17 protein-coding genes and 1 pseudogene are annotated in these 17685 nt (G+C 65.8%); 9 read left to right on the forward strand and 9 right to left on the reverse strand.

Going from position 1 to position 17685, the window contains the following annotated elements; translation table 11 throughout:
- Nucleotides 1-143 precede the first annotated feature (143 nt).
- Together ilvA and N5C28_RS16795 are read left to right on the forward strand one after the other, a co-directional pair.
- Nucleotides 144-1667 (forward strand): annotated as a pseudogene (gene ilvA / locus N5C28_RS16790) (threonine ammonia-lyase, biosynthetic); the annotation flags it as partial.
- 73 nt (nucleotides 1668-1740) lie between these two features.
- Nucleotides 1741-2181 carry a DUF2269 family protein gene (locus tag N5C28_RS16795; RefSeq protein ID WP_279824087.1) on the forward strand — a complete coding sequence of 147 codons (441 nt, stop codon included), beginning with the start codon at nucleotides 1741-1743 and terminating at the stop codon, nucleotides 2179-2181.
- Nucleotides 2182-2240: 59 nt separating this feature from the next.
- Here the strand turns inward: N5C28_RS16795 and N5C28_RS16800 are convergent, their stop codons facing one another.
- Nucleotides 2241-2894 (reverse strand): HAD-IB family hydrolase, encoded by a 654-nt coding sequence (locus tag N5C28_RS16800; RefSeq protein WP_279824088.1) that lies wholly within the window; start codon nucleotides 2892-2894, stop codon nucleotides 2241-2243.
- Nucleotides 2895-3041: 147 nt separating this feature from the next.
- Between N5C28_RS16800 and N5C28_RS16805 the strand changes: the two genes are divergently transcribed.
- Both N5C28_RS16805 and ptsP read left to right on the forward strand, forming a co-directional pair.
- Nucleotides 3042-3521, forward strand: a complete 480-nt coding sequence (locus N5C28_RS16805; protein ID WP_279824089.1) for an RNA pyrophosphohydrolase — start codon at nucleotides 3042-3044, stop codon at nucleotides 3519-3521.
- Between the two features lie 22 nt (nucleotides 3522-3543).
- Nucleotides 3544-5823 (forward strand): phosphoenolpyruvate--protein phosphotransferase, encoded by a 2280-nt coding sequence (gene ptsP / locus N5C28_RS16810; protein ID WP_279824090.1) that lies wholly within the window; start codon nucleotides 3544-3546, stop codon nucleotides 5821-5823.
- Between the two features lie 15 nt (nucleotides 5824-5838).
- On the opposite strand, the gene N5C28_RS16815 is transcribed toward ptsP, so the two are convergent.
- Nucleotides 5839-6585: an NRDE family protein gene (locus N5C28_RS16815; protein WP_279824092.1), complete on the reverse strand. Its 747-nt coding sequence runs from the start codon at nucleotides 6583-6585 to the stop codon at nucleotides 5839-5841.
- A gap of 14 nt (nucleotides 6586-6599) precedes the next feature.
- Complete coding sequence (locus tag N5C28_RS16820) at nucleotides 6600-6965, reverse strand: hypothetical protein (protein WP_279824094.1); 366 nt, start codon at nucleotides 6963-6965, stop codon at nucleotides 6600-6602.
- A gap of 126 nt (nucleotides 6966-7091) precedes the next feature.
- Between N5C28_RS16820 and N5C28_RS16825 the strand changes: the two genes are divergently transcribed.
- The 4 genes from N5C28_RS16825 (at nucleotide 7092) to N5C28_RS16840 (ending at nucleotide 10164) form a co-directional block, all read left to right on the forward strand.
- Nucleotides 7092-7874, forward strand: a complete 783-nt coding sequence (locus tag N5C28_RS16825) for a sulfite exporter TauE/SafE family protein (RefSeq protein ID WP_279824095.1) — start codon at nucleotides 7092-7094, stop codon at nucleotides 7872-7874.
- 9 nt (nucleotides 7875-7883) lie between these two features.
- Complete coding sequence (gene lgt, locus N5C28_RS16830) at nucleotides 7884-8687, forward strand: prolipoprotein diacylglyceryl transferase (RefSeq protein WP_279824096.1); 804 nt, start codon at nucleotides 7884-7886, stop codon at nucleotides 8685-8687.
- Complete coding sequence (locus tag N5C28_RS16835) at nucleotides 8684-9478, forward strand: thymidylate synthase (RefSeq protein ID WP_279824098.1); 795 nt, start codon at nucleotides 8684-8686, stop codon at nucleotides 9476-9478. The genes lgt and N5C28_RS16835 overlap by 4 nt, the downstream gene beginning before the upstream one ends.
- A 158-nt stretch (nucleotides 9479-9636) precedes the next feature.
- Complete coding sequence (locus tag N5C28_RS16840) at nucleotides 9637-10164, forward strand: transposase (protein WP_279824101.1); 528 nt, start codon at nucleotides 9637-9639, stop codon at nucleotides 10162-10164.
- Nucleotides 10165-10248: 84 nt separating this feature from the next.
- On the opposite strand, the gene N5C28_RS16845 is transcribed toward N5C28_RS16840, so the two are convergent.
- From N5C28_RS16845 to N5C28_RS16860, 4 genes are all read right to left on the reverse strand, one after another.
- On the reverse strand, nucleotides 10249-10587 hold the full coding sequence (locus tag N5C28_RS16845) for a cupin domain-containing protein (protein ID WP_279824103.1): 339 nt from the start codon (nucleotides 10585-10587) through the stop codon (nucleotides 10249-10251).
- A 28-nt stretch (nucleotides 10588-10615) separates the two neighbouring features.
- Complete coding sequence (locus tag N5C28_RS16850; protein ID WP_279824104.1) at nucleotides 10616-11989, reverse strand: GTPase/DUF3482 domain-containing protein; 1374 nt, start codon at nucleotides 11987-11989, stop codon at nucleotides 10616-10618.
- A gap of 78 nt (nucleotides 11990-12067) precedes the next feature.
- Nucleotides 12068-13456, reverse strand: a complete 1389-nt coding sequence (locus tag N5C28_RS16855; protein ID WP_279824105.1) for a DUF2868 domain-containing protein — start codon at nucleotides 13454-13456, stop codon at nucleotides 12068-12070.
- 70 nt (nucleotides 13457-13526) lie between these two features.
- Nucleotides 13527-14660 (reverse strand): glycerophosphodiester phosphodiesterase, encoded by a 1134-nt coding sequence (locus N5C28_RS16860; RefSeq protein WP_279824107.1) that lies wholly within the window; start codon nucleotides 14658-14660, stop codon nucleotides 13527-13529.
- 126 nt (nucleotides 14661-14786) lie between these two features.
- On the opposite strand from N5C28_RS16860, the gene N5C28_RS16865 reads away from it, so the two are divergent.
- Nucleotides 14787-15311: a dihydrofolate reductase gene (locus N5C28_RS16865; protein ID WP_279824109.1), complete on the forward strand. Its 525-nt coding sequence runs from the start codon at nucleotides 14787-14789 to the stop codon at nucleotides 15309-15311.
- A 174-nt stretch (nucleotides 15312-15485) separates the two neighbouring features.
- Here N5C28_RS16865 and N5C28_RS16870 read toward each other — a convergent pair whose 3' ends face one another.
- Both N5C28_RS16870 and gloA read right to left on the reverse strand, forming a co-directional pair.
- Nucleotides 15486-16868, reverse strand: a complete 1383-nt coding sequence (locus N5C28_RS16870) for a nucleobase:cation symporter-2 family protein (RefSeq protein WP_279824111.1) — start codon at nucleotides 16866-16868, stop codon at nucleotides 15486-15488.
- A gap of 143 nt (nucleotides 16869-17011) precedes the next feature.
- On the reverse strand, nucleotides 17012-17536 hold the full coding sequence (gloA, locus tag N5C28_RS16875) for a lactoylglutathione lyase (RefSeq protein ID WP_279824112.1): 525 nt from the start codon (nucleotides 17534-17536) through the stop codon (nucleotides 17012-17014).
- Between the last annotated feature and the right edge of the window lie 149 nt (nucleotides 17537-17685).

The raw sequence follows: 17685 nt of genomic DNA on the forward strand, positions 1-17685 counted from the left end.
CGCGAATTATAGCCGCATGTGCGGCAAAACCTCGCCTGGGATCGACGGGCGCGACAACGCGGGCCGGCAAGGCCCCGTGTTTCGTATGGTCGTTCACGGCGGGCCTGGGGTAGACTCGCTGACTCCCCCGAAAAGCCGCCTGCGATGTCGCCATGCTCGAACAGTACATGAAGAAGATCCTCACCTCGCGCGTCTACGACGTCGCGGTGGAAACCCCGCTGCAACCCGCCCGTCAGCTCAGCGAGCGCCTGGGCAACCAGATTCTGCTCAAGCGCGAAGACCTGCAGCCGGTGTACTCGTTCAAGATTCGCGGCGCCTACAACAAACTGGCCCAGCTCTCGCCGGAAGACCTGGCGCGTGGCGTGGTCACTGCCTCGGCGGGCAACCATGCCCAGGGCCTGGCGCTGGCCGCCAAGCACATGGGCGTGAAGGCGACCATCGTCATGCCGCGCACCACCCCGGAGCTGAAAGTCCAGGGCGTGCGCTCGCGTGGCGGCAAGGTCGTGTTGCACGGCGATGCCTTCCCCGAAGCGCTGGCCCACTCGCTGAAGCTGGTCGAGGAGAAGGGCTACACCTATATCCATCCCTACGACGACCCGCTGGTGATCGCCGGTCAGGGCACGGTGGCGATGGAAATCCTCCGTCAGCACCAGGGCCGTCTCGACGCGGTGTTCGTGCCGGTCGGTGGCGGCGGCCTGATTGCGGGCATTGCTGCCTACATCAAATACCTGCGCCCCGAAGTGAAGGTCATCGGCGTCGAACCGGATGATTCCAACTGCCTGCAGGCTGCCATGGCCGCCGGCGAGCGCGTGGTGCTGCCGACCGTCGGGCTGTTTGCCGATGGCGTGGCCGTGGCGCAGATCGGTCAGCACACCTTTGACATCTGCAAGCAGTACGTCGACGAGGTGATCACCGTCAGCACCGATGAAATCTGCGCGGCGATCAAGGACATCTACGACGACACCCGCTCGATCACCGAGCCGGCGGGCGCCCTGGCCGTGGCCGGGATCAAGAAGTACGTCGAGCGCGAAGGCATCAGCGAGCAGGTGCTGGTGGGCATCGACTCTGGCGCCAACGTCAACTTCGACCGCCTGCGCCATGTGGCCGAGCGCGCCGAACTGGGCGAGAAGCGCGAGGCGATCATCGCCGTGACCATCCCCGAGCAGCCGGGCAGCTTCAAGGCCTTCTGCGAGGCGATCGGCAAGCGCCAGATCACCGAGTTCAACTACCGCTATAACACCGGCCGCGAGGCGCACATCTTCGTCGGCGTGCAGACCCACCCGGACACCGACCCGCGCGCGGCGCTGGTCGACAGCCTGCGTGCGCAGGGCTTCCCGGTGCTCGACCTGACCGACAACGAGCTGGCCAAGCTGCACATCCGGCACATGGTCGGTGGCCATGCCGCCGGCGTCAGCGATGAAATGGTGTTTCGCTTCGAATTCCCCGAGCGCCCGGGCGCGTTGTTCAACTTCCTGCAGAAGCTGGGCGGGCGCTGGAACATCAGCATGTTCCACTACCGTAACCACGGTGCGGCTGACGGTCGCGTGGTCGCCGGGCTGCAAGTGCCGGACACTGACCGCCACCTGGTCGCCGAGGCGCTCGACGCCATCGGCTATCCCTACTGGGACGAGAGCGACAACCCGGCCTATAGCCTGTTCCTGGGCTGATGAGGCCGTGCATGGCCCCGGTATCCGCCGGGGCCATGGCGCACCGCTTACCTAAAATAATGAGGAAACCGTGATGGAACACTACCTGCTGGTCCGCATTCTCCACAGCGCACCGGGCATTCTGCTGGTGCTTGGGCTGATCGCCCATACCGTGATGCTGTGGAAGGCGCAGCGCAACGGCGACGCCGCCGTGCTGGCGCGCAAGCTGCGCGTGACCCTGTTCTACAGCCTGCCGACCTTTGCCGTGCTGGCGCTGACCCTGCCGCTGACCGGCTTCTGGCTGGTGAAAACGGTTGGCTGGCCGCTCGGCCAGACCTGGCTGCTGCTCGGAAGCATTCTCTACGGCGTGCTGATGCTGATCGGCCTGCTGCTGGCCGGTCGCCTGGCCGCCTGGCGTGCGCTGGGCGATACGCCGGCGCCGGTTGCGCTCAAGCGCCTGAGCCTGATTTATGCCGGGCTGATTCTGGTGCTGCTGATCGCCATCATGGCGCTGATGGGCGCCAAGCCGGTCTGAGCGCTGGATTGCAACAAAAACGCCGCCTGATCAGGCGGCGTTTTTGTTTGCGGCAGGCGTCAACGCAGGGAAATGACCGGCCAGCCACGCTCGATGGCGGTGGCGCGTAGCACGTCGTCCGGGTCTACCGCCACCGGGTTGGCCACGGCTTCGAGCAGCGGCAGGTCATTGCGCGAGTCGCTGTAGAAGTAGGCGCCGTCCAGATTGTAATCCGTCTGGGCCAGCCACTCGTTCAGTCGGGTTATCTTGCCGGCCTGATAGCACGGCGTTCCGCTGATCTGCCCGGTGTAGCGGCCATCCTGCATGCCGCATTCGGTGGCGATCAGGGTGTCCACGCCCAGGCGCTTGGCGATGGGGGCGGTGACGAAGCGGTTGGTGGCGGTGATGATCACCAGCTTGTCGCCTGCCGCACGGTGCTCGGCGAGCAGGGCCTCGCCCTTGGCCAGGATGAACGGCTCGATCACCTCGGCCATGAATTCACGGTGCCACTGATCCAGCTGCGCCATCTCGCTACGCCCGAGAATCGCCTGGCTGAAGTTCTGGTAGGCCACCACATCCAGCTTGCCGGCGCAGTAGTCGGCATAGAAGGCATCGTTGCGCGCCAGGTATTCGGCCGCATCGACCAGGCCGCGCTGGCAGACGAATTCGCCCCAGCTGTGATCGCTGTCGCCGGCGAGCAGGGTGTTGTCGAGATCGAATAGAGCCAAACGCACGGTGAGCACCTTTTATATTGCCAGCTTCGAAGCCCGCCAGAATAACGGCTTTTATGCGGCATTCCCATTACACCGGGGCTGCCGCGTTGCCGCTGCCGCGACCTTTGTGGAACAATGCCGAGACATGCGTTTACGAGGTTGTGCGCCGTGATCGACCCTGATGGTTTTCGCCCCAACGTCGGCATCATCCTCACCAATGATGTCGGCCAGGTGCTTTGGGCGCGCCGGATCAACCAGGATGCCTGGCAGTTCCCGCAAGGTGGAATCAACGATCATGAGTCGCCCGAAGAGGCGCTCTATCGCGAATTGAACGAAGAAGTCGGGCTGGAAGAGCAGGATGTAAAAATTCTCGCCTGCACCCGGGGCTGGTTGAGGTATCGTCTGCCCCAGCGTCTGGTCCGTACCCACAGTCAACCGCTGTGCATCGGCCAGAAACAGAAATGGTTTCTCCTGCGCCTCACCGGGGCGGAGGACCGGGTTCGCATGGACCTGACGGGCAAGCCGGAGTTCGACGGCTGGCGCTGGGTCAGTTACTGGTACCCACTCGGACAGGTGGTCACATTCAAGCGCGAGGTCTACCGTCGCGCCCTCAAGGAACTCGCACCGCGCCTGCTGGCTCGGGACTGAAACTGACTTAGAGCCGAGCCCTATGCTCAATACGCTGCGCAAGATCGTCCAGGAAGTAAACGCCGCCAAGGACCTCAAGGCGGCGTTGGGCATCATCGTGCAGCGGGTGCGTGAGGCCATGGGCAGCCATGTCTGCTCGGTCTACCTACTAGATCCGGAAACCAACCGCTTCGTGCTGATGGCCACCGAAGGTCTCAACAAGCGCTCGATCGGCAAGGTCAGCATGTCCCCCAACGAAGGCCTGGTCGGTCTGGTGGGGACCCGCGAAGAACCGCTGAACCTGGAAAACGCCGCCGACCACCCCCGTTACCGCTACTTCGCCGAGACCGGTGAGGAACGTTACGCCTCCTTCCTCGGCTCGCCGATCATCCACCACCGGCGGGTCATGGGCGTTCTGGTCGTCCAGCAAAAGGAGCGGCGTCAGTTCGACGAGGGCGAAGAAGCCTTCCTGGTGACCATGAGCGCCCAGCTGGCGGGGGTTATCGCCCACGCCGAGGCGACCGGCTCGATCCGCGGCCTGGGCCGTCAGGGCAAGGGCATCCAGGAAGCCAAGTTCGTCGGGGTGCCCGGCTCGCCCGGTGCCGCGGTCGGTACGGCGGTGGTGGTGTTGCCGCCCGCCGATCTGGAAGTGGTGCCGGACAAGGCCATCAGCGACATCGATGCCGAACTGACCCTGTTCAATACCGCCCTTGAAGGCGTTCGCACCGACATGCGTGCGCTATCGGCGAAGATGGCCACGCAATTGCGCCCGGAAGAGCGTGCGCTGTTCGACGTCTATCTGATGATGCTGGAAGATGCCGCCCTCGGTAACGAAGTGGTCAAGATCATCAAGACCGGCCAGTGGGCCCAGGGCGCGCTTCGCCAGGTGGTCAGCGAGCACGTCAACCGCTTCGAACTGATGGACGACGCCTACCTGCGCGAACGGGCTTCCGATGTGAAGGACCTGGGGCGCCGGCTGCTGGCGTACCTGCAGCAGGCCCGTCAGCAGGCGCTGGTCTATCCGGACAACTGCATCCTGGTCAGCGAGGAGCTGTCGCCGGCCATGCTGGGCGAAGTGCCCGAAGGCAAGCTGGTGGGCCTGGTGTCGGTACTCGGTTCGGGCAACTCCCACGTGGCGATCTTCGCCCGGGCCATGGGCATTCCCACGGTCATGGGTGTGGTCGACCTGCCGTATTCGAAGATCGACGGCATCCAGCTGATCATCGACGGTTACCACGGTGAAGTCTTCACCAACCCCAGCGAACTGCTGCGCAAGCAGTACGCCGACGTCGTCGAGGAAGAACGCCAGCTGGCCCAGGGGCTCGATGCCCTGCGCGCCCTGCCGTGCGAAACCCTGGACGGGCACCGCATGCCGCTATGGGTCAACACCGGTCTGCTGGCCGATGTGGCCCGGGCCCAGGAGCGCGGTGCCGAGGGCGTCGGCCTGTACCGCACCGAAGTGCCGTTCATGATCAACGAGCGCTTCCCCAGCGAAAAAGAACAGCTGGCCATCTACCGCGAGCAACTGGCGGCCTTCCACCCGCTGCCGGTGACCATGCGCAGCCTGGACATCGGCGGTGACAAGGCGCTGTCCTACTTCCCGATCAAGGAAGAGAACCCCTTCCTCGGCTGGCGCGGCATCCGCGTGACCCTCGACCACCCGGAAATCTTCCTGGTACAGGCCCGGGCCATGCTCAAGGCCAGCGAGGGCCTGAACAACCTGCGCATCCTGCTGCCGATGATCTCCGGCACCCAGGAATTGGAAGAAGCCCTGCACCTGATCCACCGCGCCTGGGGCGAAGTACGCGACGAAGGCACCGACGTGCCCCTGCCGCCGATTGGCGTGATGATCGAGATTCCCGCCGCGGTCTACCAGACCCGGGAGCTGGCGCGCCAGGTCGACTTCCTCTCGGTCGGTTCCAACGACCTGACCCAGTACCTGCTGGCGGTGGACCGCAACAACCCGCGTGTCGCCGACCTCTACGACTTCCTCCACCCGGCGGTGCTGCAGGCGCTGCGCCGCGTGGTCGAGGACGCCCATGCCGAGGGCAAGCCGGTGAGTATCTGCGGCGAGATGGCCGGTGATCCGACGGCCGCCGTGCTGTTGATGGCCATGGGTTTCGACAGCCTGTCGATGAACGCCACCAACCTGCCCAAGGTGAAGTGGCTGCTGCGCCAGATCAGCCTGGGCAAGGCCAAGGAGCTGCTGGCGCAGGTGTCGAGCATCGACAACCCGCAGGTTATCCACAGCACTCTGCACCTGGCCCTGCGCAACCTCGGCCTGGGCCGGATGATCAACCCCGCCTCGAATATCCAGGCCTGAATCCATCGCCTGCCTTCAGCAGGCGATGCGGGTCTCTCCCAACTGTGCACCATACGGCCCGTAGCGCCGCTCGATGAGCTGACGGGAGCCGTCCGCCCGGGCGATCAGCACGGTGCTGGCCCGGGTGCCGTAGGCGCTGCTGGCGATGAAAATGCTCGACAGCAAGCGCTCGGTCGCCAGGCCGATGCCGGTGTCCGGCAGGCTGGCGTCCGGTGGCTGCTGGCCGTCATGCAGCAGGTCGAGAAGGGCTTCTGGCTGGGGCTCCAGCAGGCATTCGCTGAATAGCGCCTTGGCTTTCTGCAGCTTCGGCCACGGCGTATCCAGGGTGGCGTTCGACAAGCCATAGACCCCGGCCGGCAATTGCACCGGCGTGCCCTCCTGGGCGTTCAGCAGCCAGAGCTGTTCGGTATCGCCGACCAGCAGGTTGAAGGGCGAATACCGCGCTGCGCGTTGCGCCAACTCTGCAAGAAAGGCCGCCGGCGCCAGGCTGCTGCGCAGGAACTGCAGCGGCAGCTCGCCCCGCGACAGGCCGGTAGCAGGCAGCCGCGGAATACGGATATTGGTCAACGCCGCGAAGCGTCCATCGGGGCCCGCGCCGAGCCAGGTTCCGCCGGCCTCCAGGTCGCGGCCGGCATACACACCTGGCGCCTCCTCCCAGGCTGCCAGGGCTTGCGTGGGACGGGCATAGAACTCGTCGCGGTTTCCCGCCAGCACCAGCGGCAGTTCATGTCCGGGGCGCCACGCAAACACGATCAGACACATAGGCAACACCTCAATCAGGCAAGCTTCTGATGAACGCTGGACGCATCCAGTTCGGTGCCGACATGCAGGCGGACAGTGCGCGCACCGCAGCCGTGGCCAAGCTCGAGGAGAATGCGTTCCTCCACCGGGGAGAGGCCGCCTTCCAGGTGATCCAGCGGTTGTATCAGCAGTTTAGGCGGCATGCTCAGGCGCATGAATCGTTTTGGCAGCAACTGCGCGATCGCCTGCTTGAGCAAGGCGCTGGCGGCGCTGAAGTCAGCGACCAGCAGGCGGGGGTTGCTGAATGCTGGGGAGGCCTCGAGCTCAAGGCTGCCGCCACTTTCCAGGTGGCTCAGGTGCAGGCAGTTGCTGCGCAGTTTCAGGTAAAGGGTGTCTGCCATGGCCATCGTCCTGAATGAAATATCCTGCCCGCACTGTACGCAAAGGAGGGCGGGGCATCCATCGTCTCGAAGTAGAGGCGAAGGGCGGCTTCCGTTACCATGCGCCATTGCCTTCGGGGAGGGCTCATGGTCTTCGCACTGTACATACTGCTGGGCGCCGCGGCGGGCCTGTTGGCCGGTCTGTTCGGGGTCGGCGGCGGCATGGTCATCGTGCCGGTGCTCATCTTCACCTTCACCCTCCAGGGCTTCGACGGCGCCGTGCTGACCCATATGGCGGTGGGCACCTCGCTGGCCACGATCCTGTTCACCTCGATCAACGCCGTGCGCGAACACCACCGGCGAGGCGCGGTGCGCTGGGCACTGTTCGTCTGGCTGACCCTGGGTATCGTCTTCGGCTCGGTGCTGGGGGCGGTGACCGCCGAGGCCATCGATGGCGAGGTGCTGCAGAAGATCATCGGCGTGTTCGCCCTGTGCGTCGCTCTGCAGCTGGGCCTGGACCTGACGCCCAGGAGCGTGCGCACCGAACCCGGCAAGCCGGCCCTGGGCGTGGCCGGGGTGATCATCGGCTGGGCGTCGGCGATCATCGGCATCGGAGGCGGGTCGATGACCGTGCCGTTCCTGACCTGGCGCGGCGTGTCGATGCAGCAGGCGGTGGCGACGTCTTCGGCCTGTGGCTGGCCGATCGCCGCGGCTGGTGCCCTGAGTTTCATGTGGCTGGGGTGGGGAGACGCGCGTCTGCCTGACTGGAGCCTGGGTTACGTGTACCTGCCCGCCTTGCTGGGCATTGCGCTGACCAGCGTGTTTTTTGCCCGAACCGGCGCGCGCCTGGCGCATCGCCTGTCGCCACGGGTGCTCAAGCGCCTGTTTGCGCTGTTGCTGTTTTGCGTCGGTCTGAATTTTTTGCTCTGAGGAATTGCAATGCTGCCTTATCCGAACATCGACCCGGTCGCCCTCGACCTGGGCATCCTGCAGATCCACTGGTACGGCCTGATGTACCTGGTGGGCATCGGCGGTGCCTGGTTCCTGGCATCGCGCCGCCTGCACGCCTTCGAGCCGAGCTGGAACAAGGAGAAGCTCTCCGACCTGGTGTTCTGGGTGGCCATGGGGGTGATCCTCGGCGGGCGCCTGGGCTATGTGCTGTTCTACGACCTGGGCGCCTACCTGGCCAACCCGCTGCTGATCCTGGAAGTGTGGAAGGGTGGCATGTCGTTCCACGGCGGCCTGATCGGCGTGATGCTGGCCACCTGGTGGTTCGGCAAGCGCAACAACAAGAGCTTCTTCGAGCTGATGGACTTCATCGCCCCGCTGGTGCCGATCGGCCTGGGCGCCGGGCGCATCGGTAACTTCATCAACGCCGAGCTGTGGGGCAAGGCCACCGATGTACCGTGGGCCATGGTCTTCCCCACCGACGCCGAGCAACTGGCGCGCCACCCGTCGCAGCTGTACCAGTTCGCCCTGGAGGGCGTGGCGCTGTTCACCATCCTCTGGTTCTACTCGCGCAAGCCGCGGCCGACCATGGCCGTGTCGGGCATGTTCGCCCTGTGCTACGGCATCTTCCGCTTCATCGTCGAATTCGTTCGTGTGCCGGACGCCCAGCTCGGCTACCTGGCCGGTGGCTGGCTGACCATGGGCCAGATCCTGTGCATGCCGATGATCCTCGGCGGCATCGGCCTGATTGCCTACGCCTACAAACGCCAGGCCGCGCAGGGGGTGGCATCGTGAAACAGTACCTCGACCTGATGCGCCACGTGCGCGACAACGGCACCTTCAAGAGCGACCGCACCGGCACCGGCACCTACAGCGTTTTCGCCCACCAGATGCGCTTCGACCTGGCCGACGGCTTCCCGTTGGTGACCACCAAGAAGTGCCACCTGAAATCCATCATCCACGAGCTGCTGTGGTTCCTCCAGGGCGACACCAACATCAAGTACCTGAAGGACAACGGCGTGCGCATCTGGGACGAGTGGGCCGACGAGAACGGCGACCTCGGCCCGGTGTACGGCTACCAGTGGCGCAGCTGGCCGGCGCCGAACGGCGAGTCGATCGACCAGATCGGCAAGCTGATCGAGATGATCAAGAAGAACCCGGACTCGCGCCGCTTGATCGTGTCGGCCTGGAACCCGGCCCTGGTCGAGCAGATGGCCCTGCCGCCGTGCCACGCACTGTTCCAGTTCTACGTGGCGGACGGCAAGCTGAGCTGCCAGCTGTACCAGCGTTCGGCGGACATTTTCCTCGGCGTGCCCTTCAACATCGCCAGCTACGCCCTGCTGACGCTGATGGTGGCCCAGGTCTGCGGCCTGCAGCCGGGCGAGTTCATCTGGACCGGCGGCGACTGCCACCTGTACGCCAACCACATCGAACAGGCCGACCTGCAACTGACCCGCCAGCCGCTGCCGCTGCCAACCATGAAGCTCAACCCCAAGGTGAAAGACCTGCTCGCCTTCCGCTTCGAAGACTTCGAACTGGTCGGCTACGAAGCCCACCCCCACATCCCGGCACCAGTGGCTGTTTAACACCGGGTATCGCTTCGCTCCACCCAGGCTACGGCCGGGTGGGGATCAATCGAAGCGTAGGGTGGGCGTAGGGTGGGCTTCAGCCCACAAATCCCACAACCCTCACAAATCCACTCCCCGAACACCGCAAAAACCACCCCATAGGCAAAGGATTGCCCATGTCCCACTACCGCCGCGAATGGGTTCCTGGTGGAACCTACTTCTTCACCGTCACCCTGGCGGACCGACGCTCCCGCCTGCTGGTGGACGAGATCGCCCTGCTGCGAAAGACCTATGTCCAAGCCAACAAGCGCCTGCCGTTCACGACCATCGCTATCTGTGTACTGCCCGACCACCTGCACGCAATCTGGTCACTGCCAGACGGTGACAGCGACTACTCACAGCGCTGGGCGCTGATCAAAAGCCAATTCTCCCGCGCCCTGCCGGCTGCAACCTCCGTCAGCCCAAGCAAGTCCCGCAAGCGCGAGAAAGGGATCTGGCAGAGGCGCTTCTGGGAGCACTGCATCCGTGATGACGAGGACCTCGCCCGACACGTCGATTACATCCACTACAACCCGGTCAAACATGGCCTGGTGACGCAGGTCCGGGATTGGCCGTATTCGAGTTTTCATCGGTATGTCGAGCGGGGAGACGTGTCGCGGGATTGGGGTGGCGGAGAGGGTGTAGACGGGGTGTTTGGAGAGTAGCGGTTAACGGGACTTGTGGGTTATTTGTGGGCTGAAGCCCACCCTACGCCCCCTACGTTCTTTGTCTGCTCTGTAGGGTGGGCTTCAGCCCACCGGCGATGCATCGTCCGAATGCAGATGGACCGCCAGCCACAGGGCGCCTTCCGAGGCGTGTTCGACCCGGTGGGCGAGGCCTGCGGCGAGGAACAGGTAGTCCCCCGCCACAAGCTCGACCTCTTCGCCGGCCACGCTCAGGCGAGCCTGTCCGCGTACCAGCATCACCCACTCGTCCTGTTCCTGCACGTAGTCCTCGGGCGTGGCCCGGCCTGAGCTGAGAATGCGTTCGACCACCAGGTTGCGGTGGCTCAGCAGCGACTCGAAGTGTTCGCCCTCTGACGGAGGCTCGCTGTTGGCGAAGAGGTTGCCACGGTGGAGATGGAGCATGTCTTGAGGGCCTCTGCCCGGCGGGCATTCAGGTGGCGACAATCTCGTTGCGCAGGCGCTCGACCTGTTCCAGGCGGTCGATCTGGGTCAGCTGGGCTCCGGGGTTCAGCGACGACCATTCGGGGTGCGCCCGGGCCATCGACAGGGCTTCGGGCAGCTTGCCTTCGCGCCAGGTGTTGTCTTGCGGCGAGGCCAGGTTGACCCGGTTCGTCGCCGCATGGCCACGCACCTCCAGGGCTTGCAGCAACAGGTGCTGCCGCAGGGCCAACAGGCGCAGTACGGCGTCGTCCACGGTCAGTTCGCGTTGCCCCTTGAGCTTGCCCTTGATGCGGGAGCCGTAGCTGCGCAGGGTCTGGGCGCCGCCGCCGATCAGCGCACCGAGGGCCGCCGCTGCACCCAGCGTGACGCCGCCCACCAGCAGATCGATGCCCACGCCGGTCGCCGCGCCGGCAGCCATGCCCCCGCCGACTTTCACGCCCAGCTGTTTGAGCGTTTCCGGGTTGAACAGGTCATCGCCCCAGCGCCCGTCGAGCAGCGGCAGGTCATCGGCCTTGGCGTCTTCCGGGCGGAAGGCATACAGCCGCAGCATCGCCTCGACGCAGCGCTGTTCTCGCTGGCGGATGGCTTCGCGCAGCTCGCGGATCGCGGCCTGTTCCAGGGCCGGCTCGGCGGCCACGCTGCGTCGGCAGGCGGCGCTGTCGATGAGCAGTTCGGCGATCAGCCGGGCGCCGCTGTGGCGACGGGCCACGCGTTGCTGTTCGTGGTCGTCGATCAGGCGTTGCAAGCTCGGCCGGGATTTTTCCTGCATCAGTGCCAGGCTTTCGTACAGCCGGCGTTCGCCATCCAGCGGCGGCGCCACGCTGTCGAAGCGCACCAGGGCATGCAGGCCGAGGCGGGCCAGGGCGTCGCGCCAGTCGTCTTCGCGGTGCTGGTTACAGGCCACGAAGTTGAGCACCGGCAGCAACGGCCGGCCGCACATGGTCAGCACTGCCAGTTCGTCGCGGTACTTGGCCAGCACCGGCTCGCGGGCGTCGATCACATAGAGCCCGGCGTCCGAGGCCAGCAGCTGGCGCAGCACCTTGGCTTCCTGCTCGAAGCGCTGGCGTGCTTCGCTGCTCTCGAGAAAACGCGCCAGGCGGGCCGGGCCGTCCAGGCGCTCGCCGGGGCGGTCCAGGCGTTCCAGATAGTCGAGCAGGGCGATGGCGTCTTCCAGGCCGGGGGTGTCGTACAGCTCCAGCAGCGCCTGGCCATCCACCGACAGCCGCGCGCCTTCCACGTGCCGGGTGGTGCTGGGGCGGTGGGACACCTCACCGAAGGTGACGTCGCGGGTCAGGGTGCGCAGCAGCGACGTCTTGCCGACGTTGGTGTGGCCGACCACGGCCAGTTTCAGCGCCTGGTTCATGGCCTCAGGTCCCCACTGTCGATGACACCGGCCTGGTGGATGAAAAGAGCGTCATCCACCCTGCGGTTTGCCCGTGCATCAATCATGGCCGGTCTCCAGCCAGGTCAGCGGGGCGTTGGCGCCGTGGCTCAGGTTCATCTGGTCGAGGGCCGCGTGCCAGTCGCCCAGGCGGTCGCTGTCCAGCGCCTCGCCGGGTTGTGCGGGCAACAACCAGACCCGGGTGGCCGCGGCCGTGCGGGCCATTTCGCCGAGCAACGCCAGGCTGCCACGGTCTGGCGAGCGGCGCGGGTCGCAGGCGATCAGCAGGCGCTCGGGCGGAAAACGGGTGAGTTGGTCCAGCAGTTGCCGGCGCTGTTCGCGGCTGTCGATCACCCCGGCGCTGGCCACGCCCTTTGGCAGGGCCGGCGGCCAGGGCCGGCGCTCATCCAGTTCCACTGCCACCAGCAGGGCGCCCTGGCTGTCGAGCGTGTTGCCACCGGCCAAGGGCTGATACAGCTGATCGGGCGCGGCATCGCACACGCCGAGGCGTTCGCTGCCCGGCATCAGACGGTCGCGCAGCAGGCTGTAGCCGGGCAGGTTGATGTCCAGTTGCAGGGCGGAGCGCCCGCGCCGCCAGCGCCACAGGCACAGCAGAGCCAGCAGCAGGCGCGGCAGCAGGCCGTAGACGATGACCACGCCGATCAGCCAGCCCGCCCAGTTGAGGCGGGCGCTTTCACTGGCCACGGCGCTGTCGCCGCTGCTGCGGATCAGCTCGGCATCCGGCAGGCTGAAGCCCAGCAGGGCCGGCAGGCTGCCCAGGGCCTGGGTCAGGGTGATGAAGGTTTCGCCGCCGAGCAGGGTGCTTTCCCAGACGAAGCCGTAGCGACGGGTGGCCAGCAGCACCAGCAGGGTCACCAGCGCCGAGGTCAGGGTGGCCAGCCAGAAACCGTGAACGACCAGGCCCAGCCCCCAGCGGCTGAGGCGCTGGCGCTGCAGGAGCAGCAACAGGGCAGGGGCCAGGTGCACGGCCTGGGCGTCGCGGGCTAGTTTCTCGCTGAGCCAGAGCCACAGGCGGCCGAGGGGCGCGGCGCTGTCGCGGCTCAACAGGCTGAGTGCCCAGCCCAGCAGCAACAACAGGTTGATCCCGAGCAGGCTGCCCAGGGCCCAGAACACATTGACCGGGCGCTGCCCGTCACCCAGGGCGGCCACCGCCAGGCCGCTGCCGCCGATCAGCGCCAGGCACAGCAGCGCCAGCCCGGCGAGGCGGGCGCCTTGCAGCCAATGACGGAGTGCGCTCACCTGGCCGTCGCGTTCGCCGAGCAGCCAGGCACGGTGCTGGATACGCTGACTGAAATCGCCACCCTGGACCTGGGCGCGGCGGTTCGCCTCGCTGTCTTCCAGTGGGCCGGTATGCTCCTCGCGCAGGCGAATGGTTTCGCTGAGCCAGAGGCGGTGCAGGGTGTCGTCGGAGGGGGAGGCGGCAGTCACGCGGCGTCTCGTCGATTGGAATGCCTAGAGCATAACGCCTGATGCCGCATTGGGCTAAACCCGGACGCACTCAGGGTGTTGCGCGCAGGCGCACGGCGATGTCCGGCTGGTCGATGAACAGGCCATCGATGCCGGTGGCGAGGAAGCGGCGAATTTCCTCCTCGATATCGCCCTGTTTCTCCGGGCCGCCCTCGCTGCGCAGGTCGGCGGGCAGGAAGTGGTTTTCCGCGCGGAAGGTGAAAGGGTGGACGGTGAGCCCGGCGGCATGGGCATCGCGCACCAGCGCGGTGGGTGTCCCCAGGTTGCCTGTTGCGTCCCGGGGGATGACCTGACTCTTCTCCGGGCCGATGCCCTTGGCGTAACCAGCGATTGCTTTGAGGCCGACGGGAGTGAGCATGTCGGCGTAGGACAGCGTGCCGCCTTTCGCTTCCTGGTCATAGGGCTGCCCTTCGATCCACAGCAGCTGCACCAGCGGCACGGCGGTGAGCTGGCTCAGGGCCTTGAGGTTGTCCACTTCGAACGACTGGATATACACCGGCGCGTCGGCACTGTCGTAGCCGTTGGCGGCCAGCACCTGGACCAGCGGCGCCTCCATGGCCAGGCCGAGCCGCTGGAAGTGGGTCGGGTGCTTGGTTTCCGGGTACAGGCCGATCACCCGCTCCTGGCTCGCTTGCAGGCGTTTCACTAGGTCGATGGTTTCCTGCAGGGTGGGAATCTCGAACTGGCCGTCGAAGCGCGTGTTGCCCGGGCGGATCGTCGGGATGCGTTCGATGGTGCGCAGGGTCTTGAGCTCGGCCAGGGTGAAGTCTTCGCTGAACCAGCCGGTCAGGGGCGTGCCGTCGACCGTCTGGGTGCGCTTGCGCTCGGCGAATTCCGGGCGCTGGGCGACGTCGGTGGTCAGCCCCAGTTCGTTGTCGTGGCGCGAGACCAGGTGGCCGTCCTTGCTCATCACCAGGTCAGGCTCCACGTAATCGGCGCCTTGCAGGATCGCCAGGGCATAGGCGGCCAGGGTGTGTTCGGGCACATGGCCGCTGGCGCCGCGGTGGGCGATGATCAGGGGCTTCGCGTCGCCCGTGGGGTGCTCGACCTTGGCCGACGGCTGTTGTCGCGCCCAGTCGATGGCGGCTTGCACCGGGTCGGCCTGGGCCGGAACAGCCAGGGCCAGCGTACTGGTACAGAGCAGGATGCGGGCGGTGTGCAGCATGGCGGCGTCTCCTTGCGATAGGGAAGGCTTCAAGCCTGCACTGGCGAAAGTGACGGTTCGATGATCGTCTGGCAACCCGAGTACGTTGCCGAGTGTGAAAGGCGCGTCTGACGACGGGCCTCTGCTATGCTCGCGGCCATGAAAACGACACTCCCCCTCTGCCTGATCGCCGCGCTCGCGGACAACCGCGTGATCGGTCGTGACAACCAACTGCCCTGGCACCTGCCGGCGGACCTCAAGCACTTCAAGACCCTGACCCTGGGCAAGCCGATCATCATGGGTCGCAAGACCTGGGATTCCCTCGGCCGCCCGCTGCCGGGCCGCCTCAACCTGGTGGTCAGTCGCCAGGCCGGTCTGCAGCTGGAAGGCGCCGAAGTCTTTTCCTCCCTGGACGATGCTGTGCTGCGAGCCGACGCCTGGGCCCGGGAAGCCGGTGTCGACGAACTGATGCTGATCGGCGGCGCCCAGCTGTACGAGCAGGGCCTGGCCAATGGCGACCGCCTGTACCTGACCCGGGTCGCGCTGCAGCCTGAAGGCGATGCCCACTTCCCCGCGTTCGACGAAACCCAGTGGCAGCGCACGGCGACGGAAGAGCACGCGGCCCAGGACGACACGCCAGGCTACTGCTACGAGACCTGGGAGCGCCGCTGACGCCTGTTGTCTGGGGCGCGGAGCGTCCCGGGATGCTTTTCCACGCGGAGCGTGGGAACGATCAGGTCCCGTAGGGTGGATGACGCTCCACCCATCCACCGGGGCAATTGAGAACGATCAGATAATGAAAAAGGGCCGCATCAGCGGCCCTTTTTCATGGGAGCGGCAAGGCCTTCACTCTGCTGGCTGGGCATCCTTGGCCGGGCTTTCCGGCAGGAACCAGTTCATCAGCAGGGCGCAGATGCCGCCGGTGGCGACGCCGGATTCCAGCACGTTGCGCACCGACGCCGGCAGGTGGGCGAGGAACTCCGGCACCTGGGAGAAGCCCAGGCCGAGGGCCAGCGACACCGAGATGATCAGCAGCGCGCGGCGATCCAGCTGGATACCGGCGAGGATATTGATGCCCGCCGCAGCCACCGCACCGAACATCACCAGCGCTGCACCGCCGAGCACCGGCTCCGGCACCGCCTGCAGCACGCCGGCAACCACCGGGAACAGGCCGAGGATCACCAGCATCGCGGCGATCCACATGCCCACATGGCGGCTGGCGATGCCGGTCAGCTGGATGATACCGTTGTTCTGGGCGAACACCGAGCTGGGGAAGGTGTTGAACAGGCCGGCCAGCAGCGAGTTGGCGCCGTTGACCAGCACCCCGCCCTTGATCCGTTGCATCCACAGCGGGCCTTCGACCGGCTGGCGCGACAGCTTGCTGGTGGCGGTGACGTCGCCGATGGCTTCCAGCGAGGTCACCAGGTAGATCACCACCATCGGGATGAACAGGCTCCAGGAGAACGCCAGGCCGAAGTGCAGCGGCATCGGCACCTGGAACAGGTCCGCTTCGCGCATGCCGGTGAAGTCCAGGCGGCCCAGGTAGGCGGCCAGGGCGTAGCCGATGGCCAGGGCGATGATGATCGCGCAGCTGCGCAGCCACACCAGTGGCAGGCGGTTGAGCACGACGATGGCGGCCAGCACCACGCCGGACAGCAGCAGGTTCTCGCTGTTGGCGAAGGTGCCGTTGCTCATCGCGGCGTAGCCGCCACCCATGCTGATCAGGCCGACCTTGATCAGCGTCAGGCCGATCATCAGCACCACGATGCCGGTGACCACCGGGCTGATCAGGCGCTTGATGAAGGGCAGGATGCGCGAGACGCCCATCTCGATGAACGAGCCGGCGATGACCACGCCGAAGATGGTCGCCATCACCGTTTCCACCGGCATGCCCTGGTTGACCAGCAGCACACCGCCGGCGATCAGCGGGCCGACGAAGTTGAAGCTGGTGCCCTGCACGATCAGCAGGCCGGCGCCGAACGGGCCGAAGCGTTTGCACTGCACGTAGGTGGCGATGCCGGAAATCACCAGGCTCATCGACACGATGATGTTGGTGTCGCGCGGCGAGACGCCAATGGCCTGGCAGATCAGCAGGCCGGGGGTGACGATCGGCACGATGATCGCCAGCAAGTGCTGCAGCGCGGCGAGCAACGCGGCCAGCGGGCGCGGCTTGTCGTCCAGGCCGTAGAGCAGCTCGTTGCGTGCTTCGGGAGTGTGAGGGTTGTTCATGGCAGCTCGACCCGGAAAAAGCGGCGATTCTACCTGAGTTGCACCCGATTGAAGCAGGACCTCCGAGAAATGGCGTGCGCCGTACGGGCGTCTGAAACGACAACGGGCCGCCCGTAGGCAGCCCGTTGTCGAAACGTCGCGAATCAGGCCACGTCGGTGAACTGGATGATTTCCACCCAGTAGCCGTCCGGGTCCTTGATGAAGGCGATGTCGCGCATGCGGCCATCGGTCAGGCGCTTCTGGAAGGCCACGCCGAGGTCTTCGAAACGCTGGCAGGCGGCCTTGATGTCCGGCACTGCCACGCATAGGTGGCCGAAGCCGCGCGGATCGCTGTTGCCGCTGTGGTAGGAAAATTCCGGGTCTTTTTCGGTGCCGTAGTTGTAGGTCAGCTCCAGCACGCCGGGGATGGACTTGCGCCACTGGTGACGGGCAGCCGGGTCGGCCGGGATTTGCGATTTGTCCACCAGGGCCAGGAAATACAGGCTGAACTCGGCGTCCGGGAACTCCTTCTTCTCCAGCAGGCTGAAGCCCAGCACGCGGGTGTAGAAGTCCAGGGACTTCTCCAGGTCCTTCACGCGGATCATGGTGTGGTTGTAGACGAAGTCGGCGGTGGCGACGTCCGGCTTGCCGGTCACACCGGGCAGGGCGTTCAGTTCATCGAGGGTCATGGAAGTCTCCATCAGGCGGTGATTGGACGAGTCAGAAAGTCTGTATCGGTGTAGATGGCTTCGACGGGGGTATTTTTCAAGGCCGAACATCGCCGCAGAGAGGGATGAGGTTCTTTCATCTGCCTTGCCGGCGCGGTGTCTTGGCATCG

This window comes from Pseudomonas sp. GD03944, assembly GCF_029839275.1.
Lineage (GTDB): Bacteria > Pseudomonadota > Gammaproteobacteria > Pseudomonadales > Pseudomonadaceae > Aquipseudomonas.

Excerpts from the sequence above, each read along its gene's own strand:
- N5C28_RS16850 (WP_279824104.1), bottom strand. The coding sequence starts at position 11,989 with ATGAACCAGGCGCTGAAACTGGCCGTGGTCGGCCACACCAACGTCGGC.
- N5C28_RS16865 (WP_279824109.1), top strand. The coding sequence starts at position 14,787 with ATGCTCGCGGCCATGAAAACGACACTCCCCCTCTGCCTGATCGCCGCG.
- gloA (WP_279824112.1), bottom strand. The coding sequence starts at position 17,536 with ATGACCCTCGATGAACTGAACGCCCTGCCCGGTGTGACCGGCAAGCCG.
- ptsP (WP_279824090.1), top strand. The coding sequence starts at position 3,544 with ATGCTCAATACGCTGCGCAAGATCGTCCAGGAAGTAAACGCCGCCAAG.
- N5C28_RS16870 (WP_279824111.1), bottom strand. The coding sequence starts at position 16,868 with ATGAACAACCCTCACACTCCCGAAGCACGCAACGAGCTGCTCTACGGC.
- N5C28_RS16795 (WP_279824087.1), top strand. The coding sequence starts at position 1,741 with ATGGAACACTACCTGCTGGTCCGCATTCTCCACAGCGCACCGGGCATT.
- N5C28_RS16825 (WP_279824095.1), top strand. The coding sequence starts at position 7,092 with ATGGTCTTCGCACTGTACATACTGCTGGGCGCCGCGGCGGGCCTGTTG.
- lgt (WP_279824096.1), top strand. The coding sequence starts at position 7,884 with ATGCTGCCTTATCCGAACATCGACCCGGTCGCCCTCGACCTGGGCATC.
- N5C28_RS16820 (WP_279824094.1), bottom strand. The coding sequence starts at position 6,965 with ATGGCAGACACCCTTTACCTGAAACTGCGCAGCAACTGCCTGCACCTG.
- N5C28_RS16845 (WP_279824103.1), bottom strand. The coding sequence starts at position 10,587 with ATGCTCCATCTCCACCGTGGCAACCTCTTCGCCAACAGCGAGCCTCCG.
- N5C28_RS16840 (WP_279824101.1), top strand. The coding sequence starts at position 9,637 with ATGTCCCACTACCGCCGCGAATGGGTTCCTGGTGGAACCTACTTCTTC.
- N5C28_RS16815 (WP_279824092.1), bottom strand. The coding sequence starts at position 6,585 with ATGTGTCTGATCGTGTTTGCGTGGCGCCCCGGACATGAACTGCCGCTG.
- N5C28_RS16860 (WP_279824107.1), bottom strand. The coding sequence starts at position 14,660 with ATGCTGCACACCGCCCGCATCCTGCTCTGTACCAGTACGCTGGCCCTG.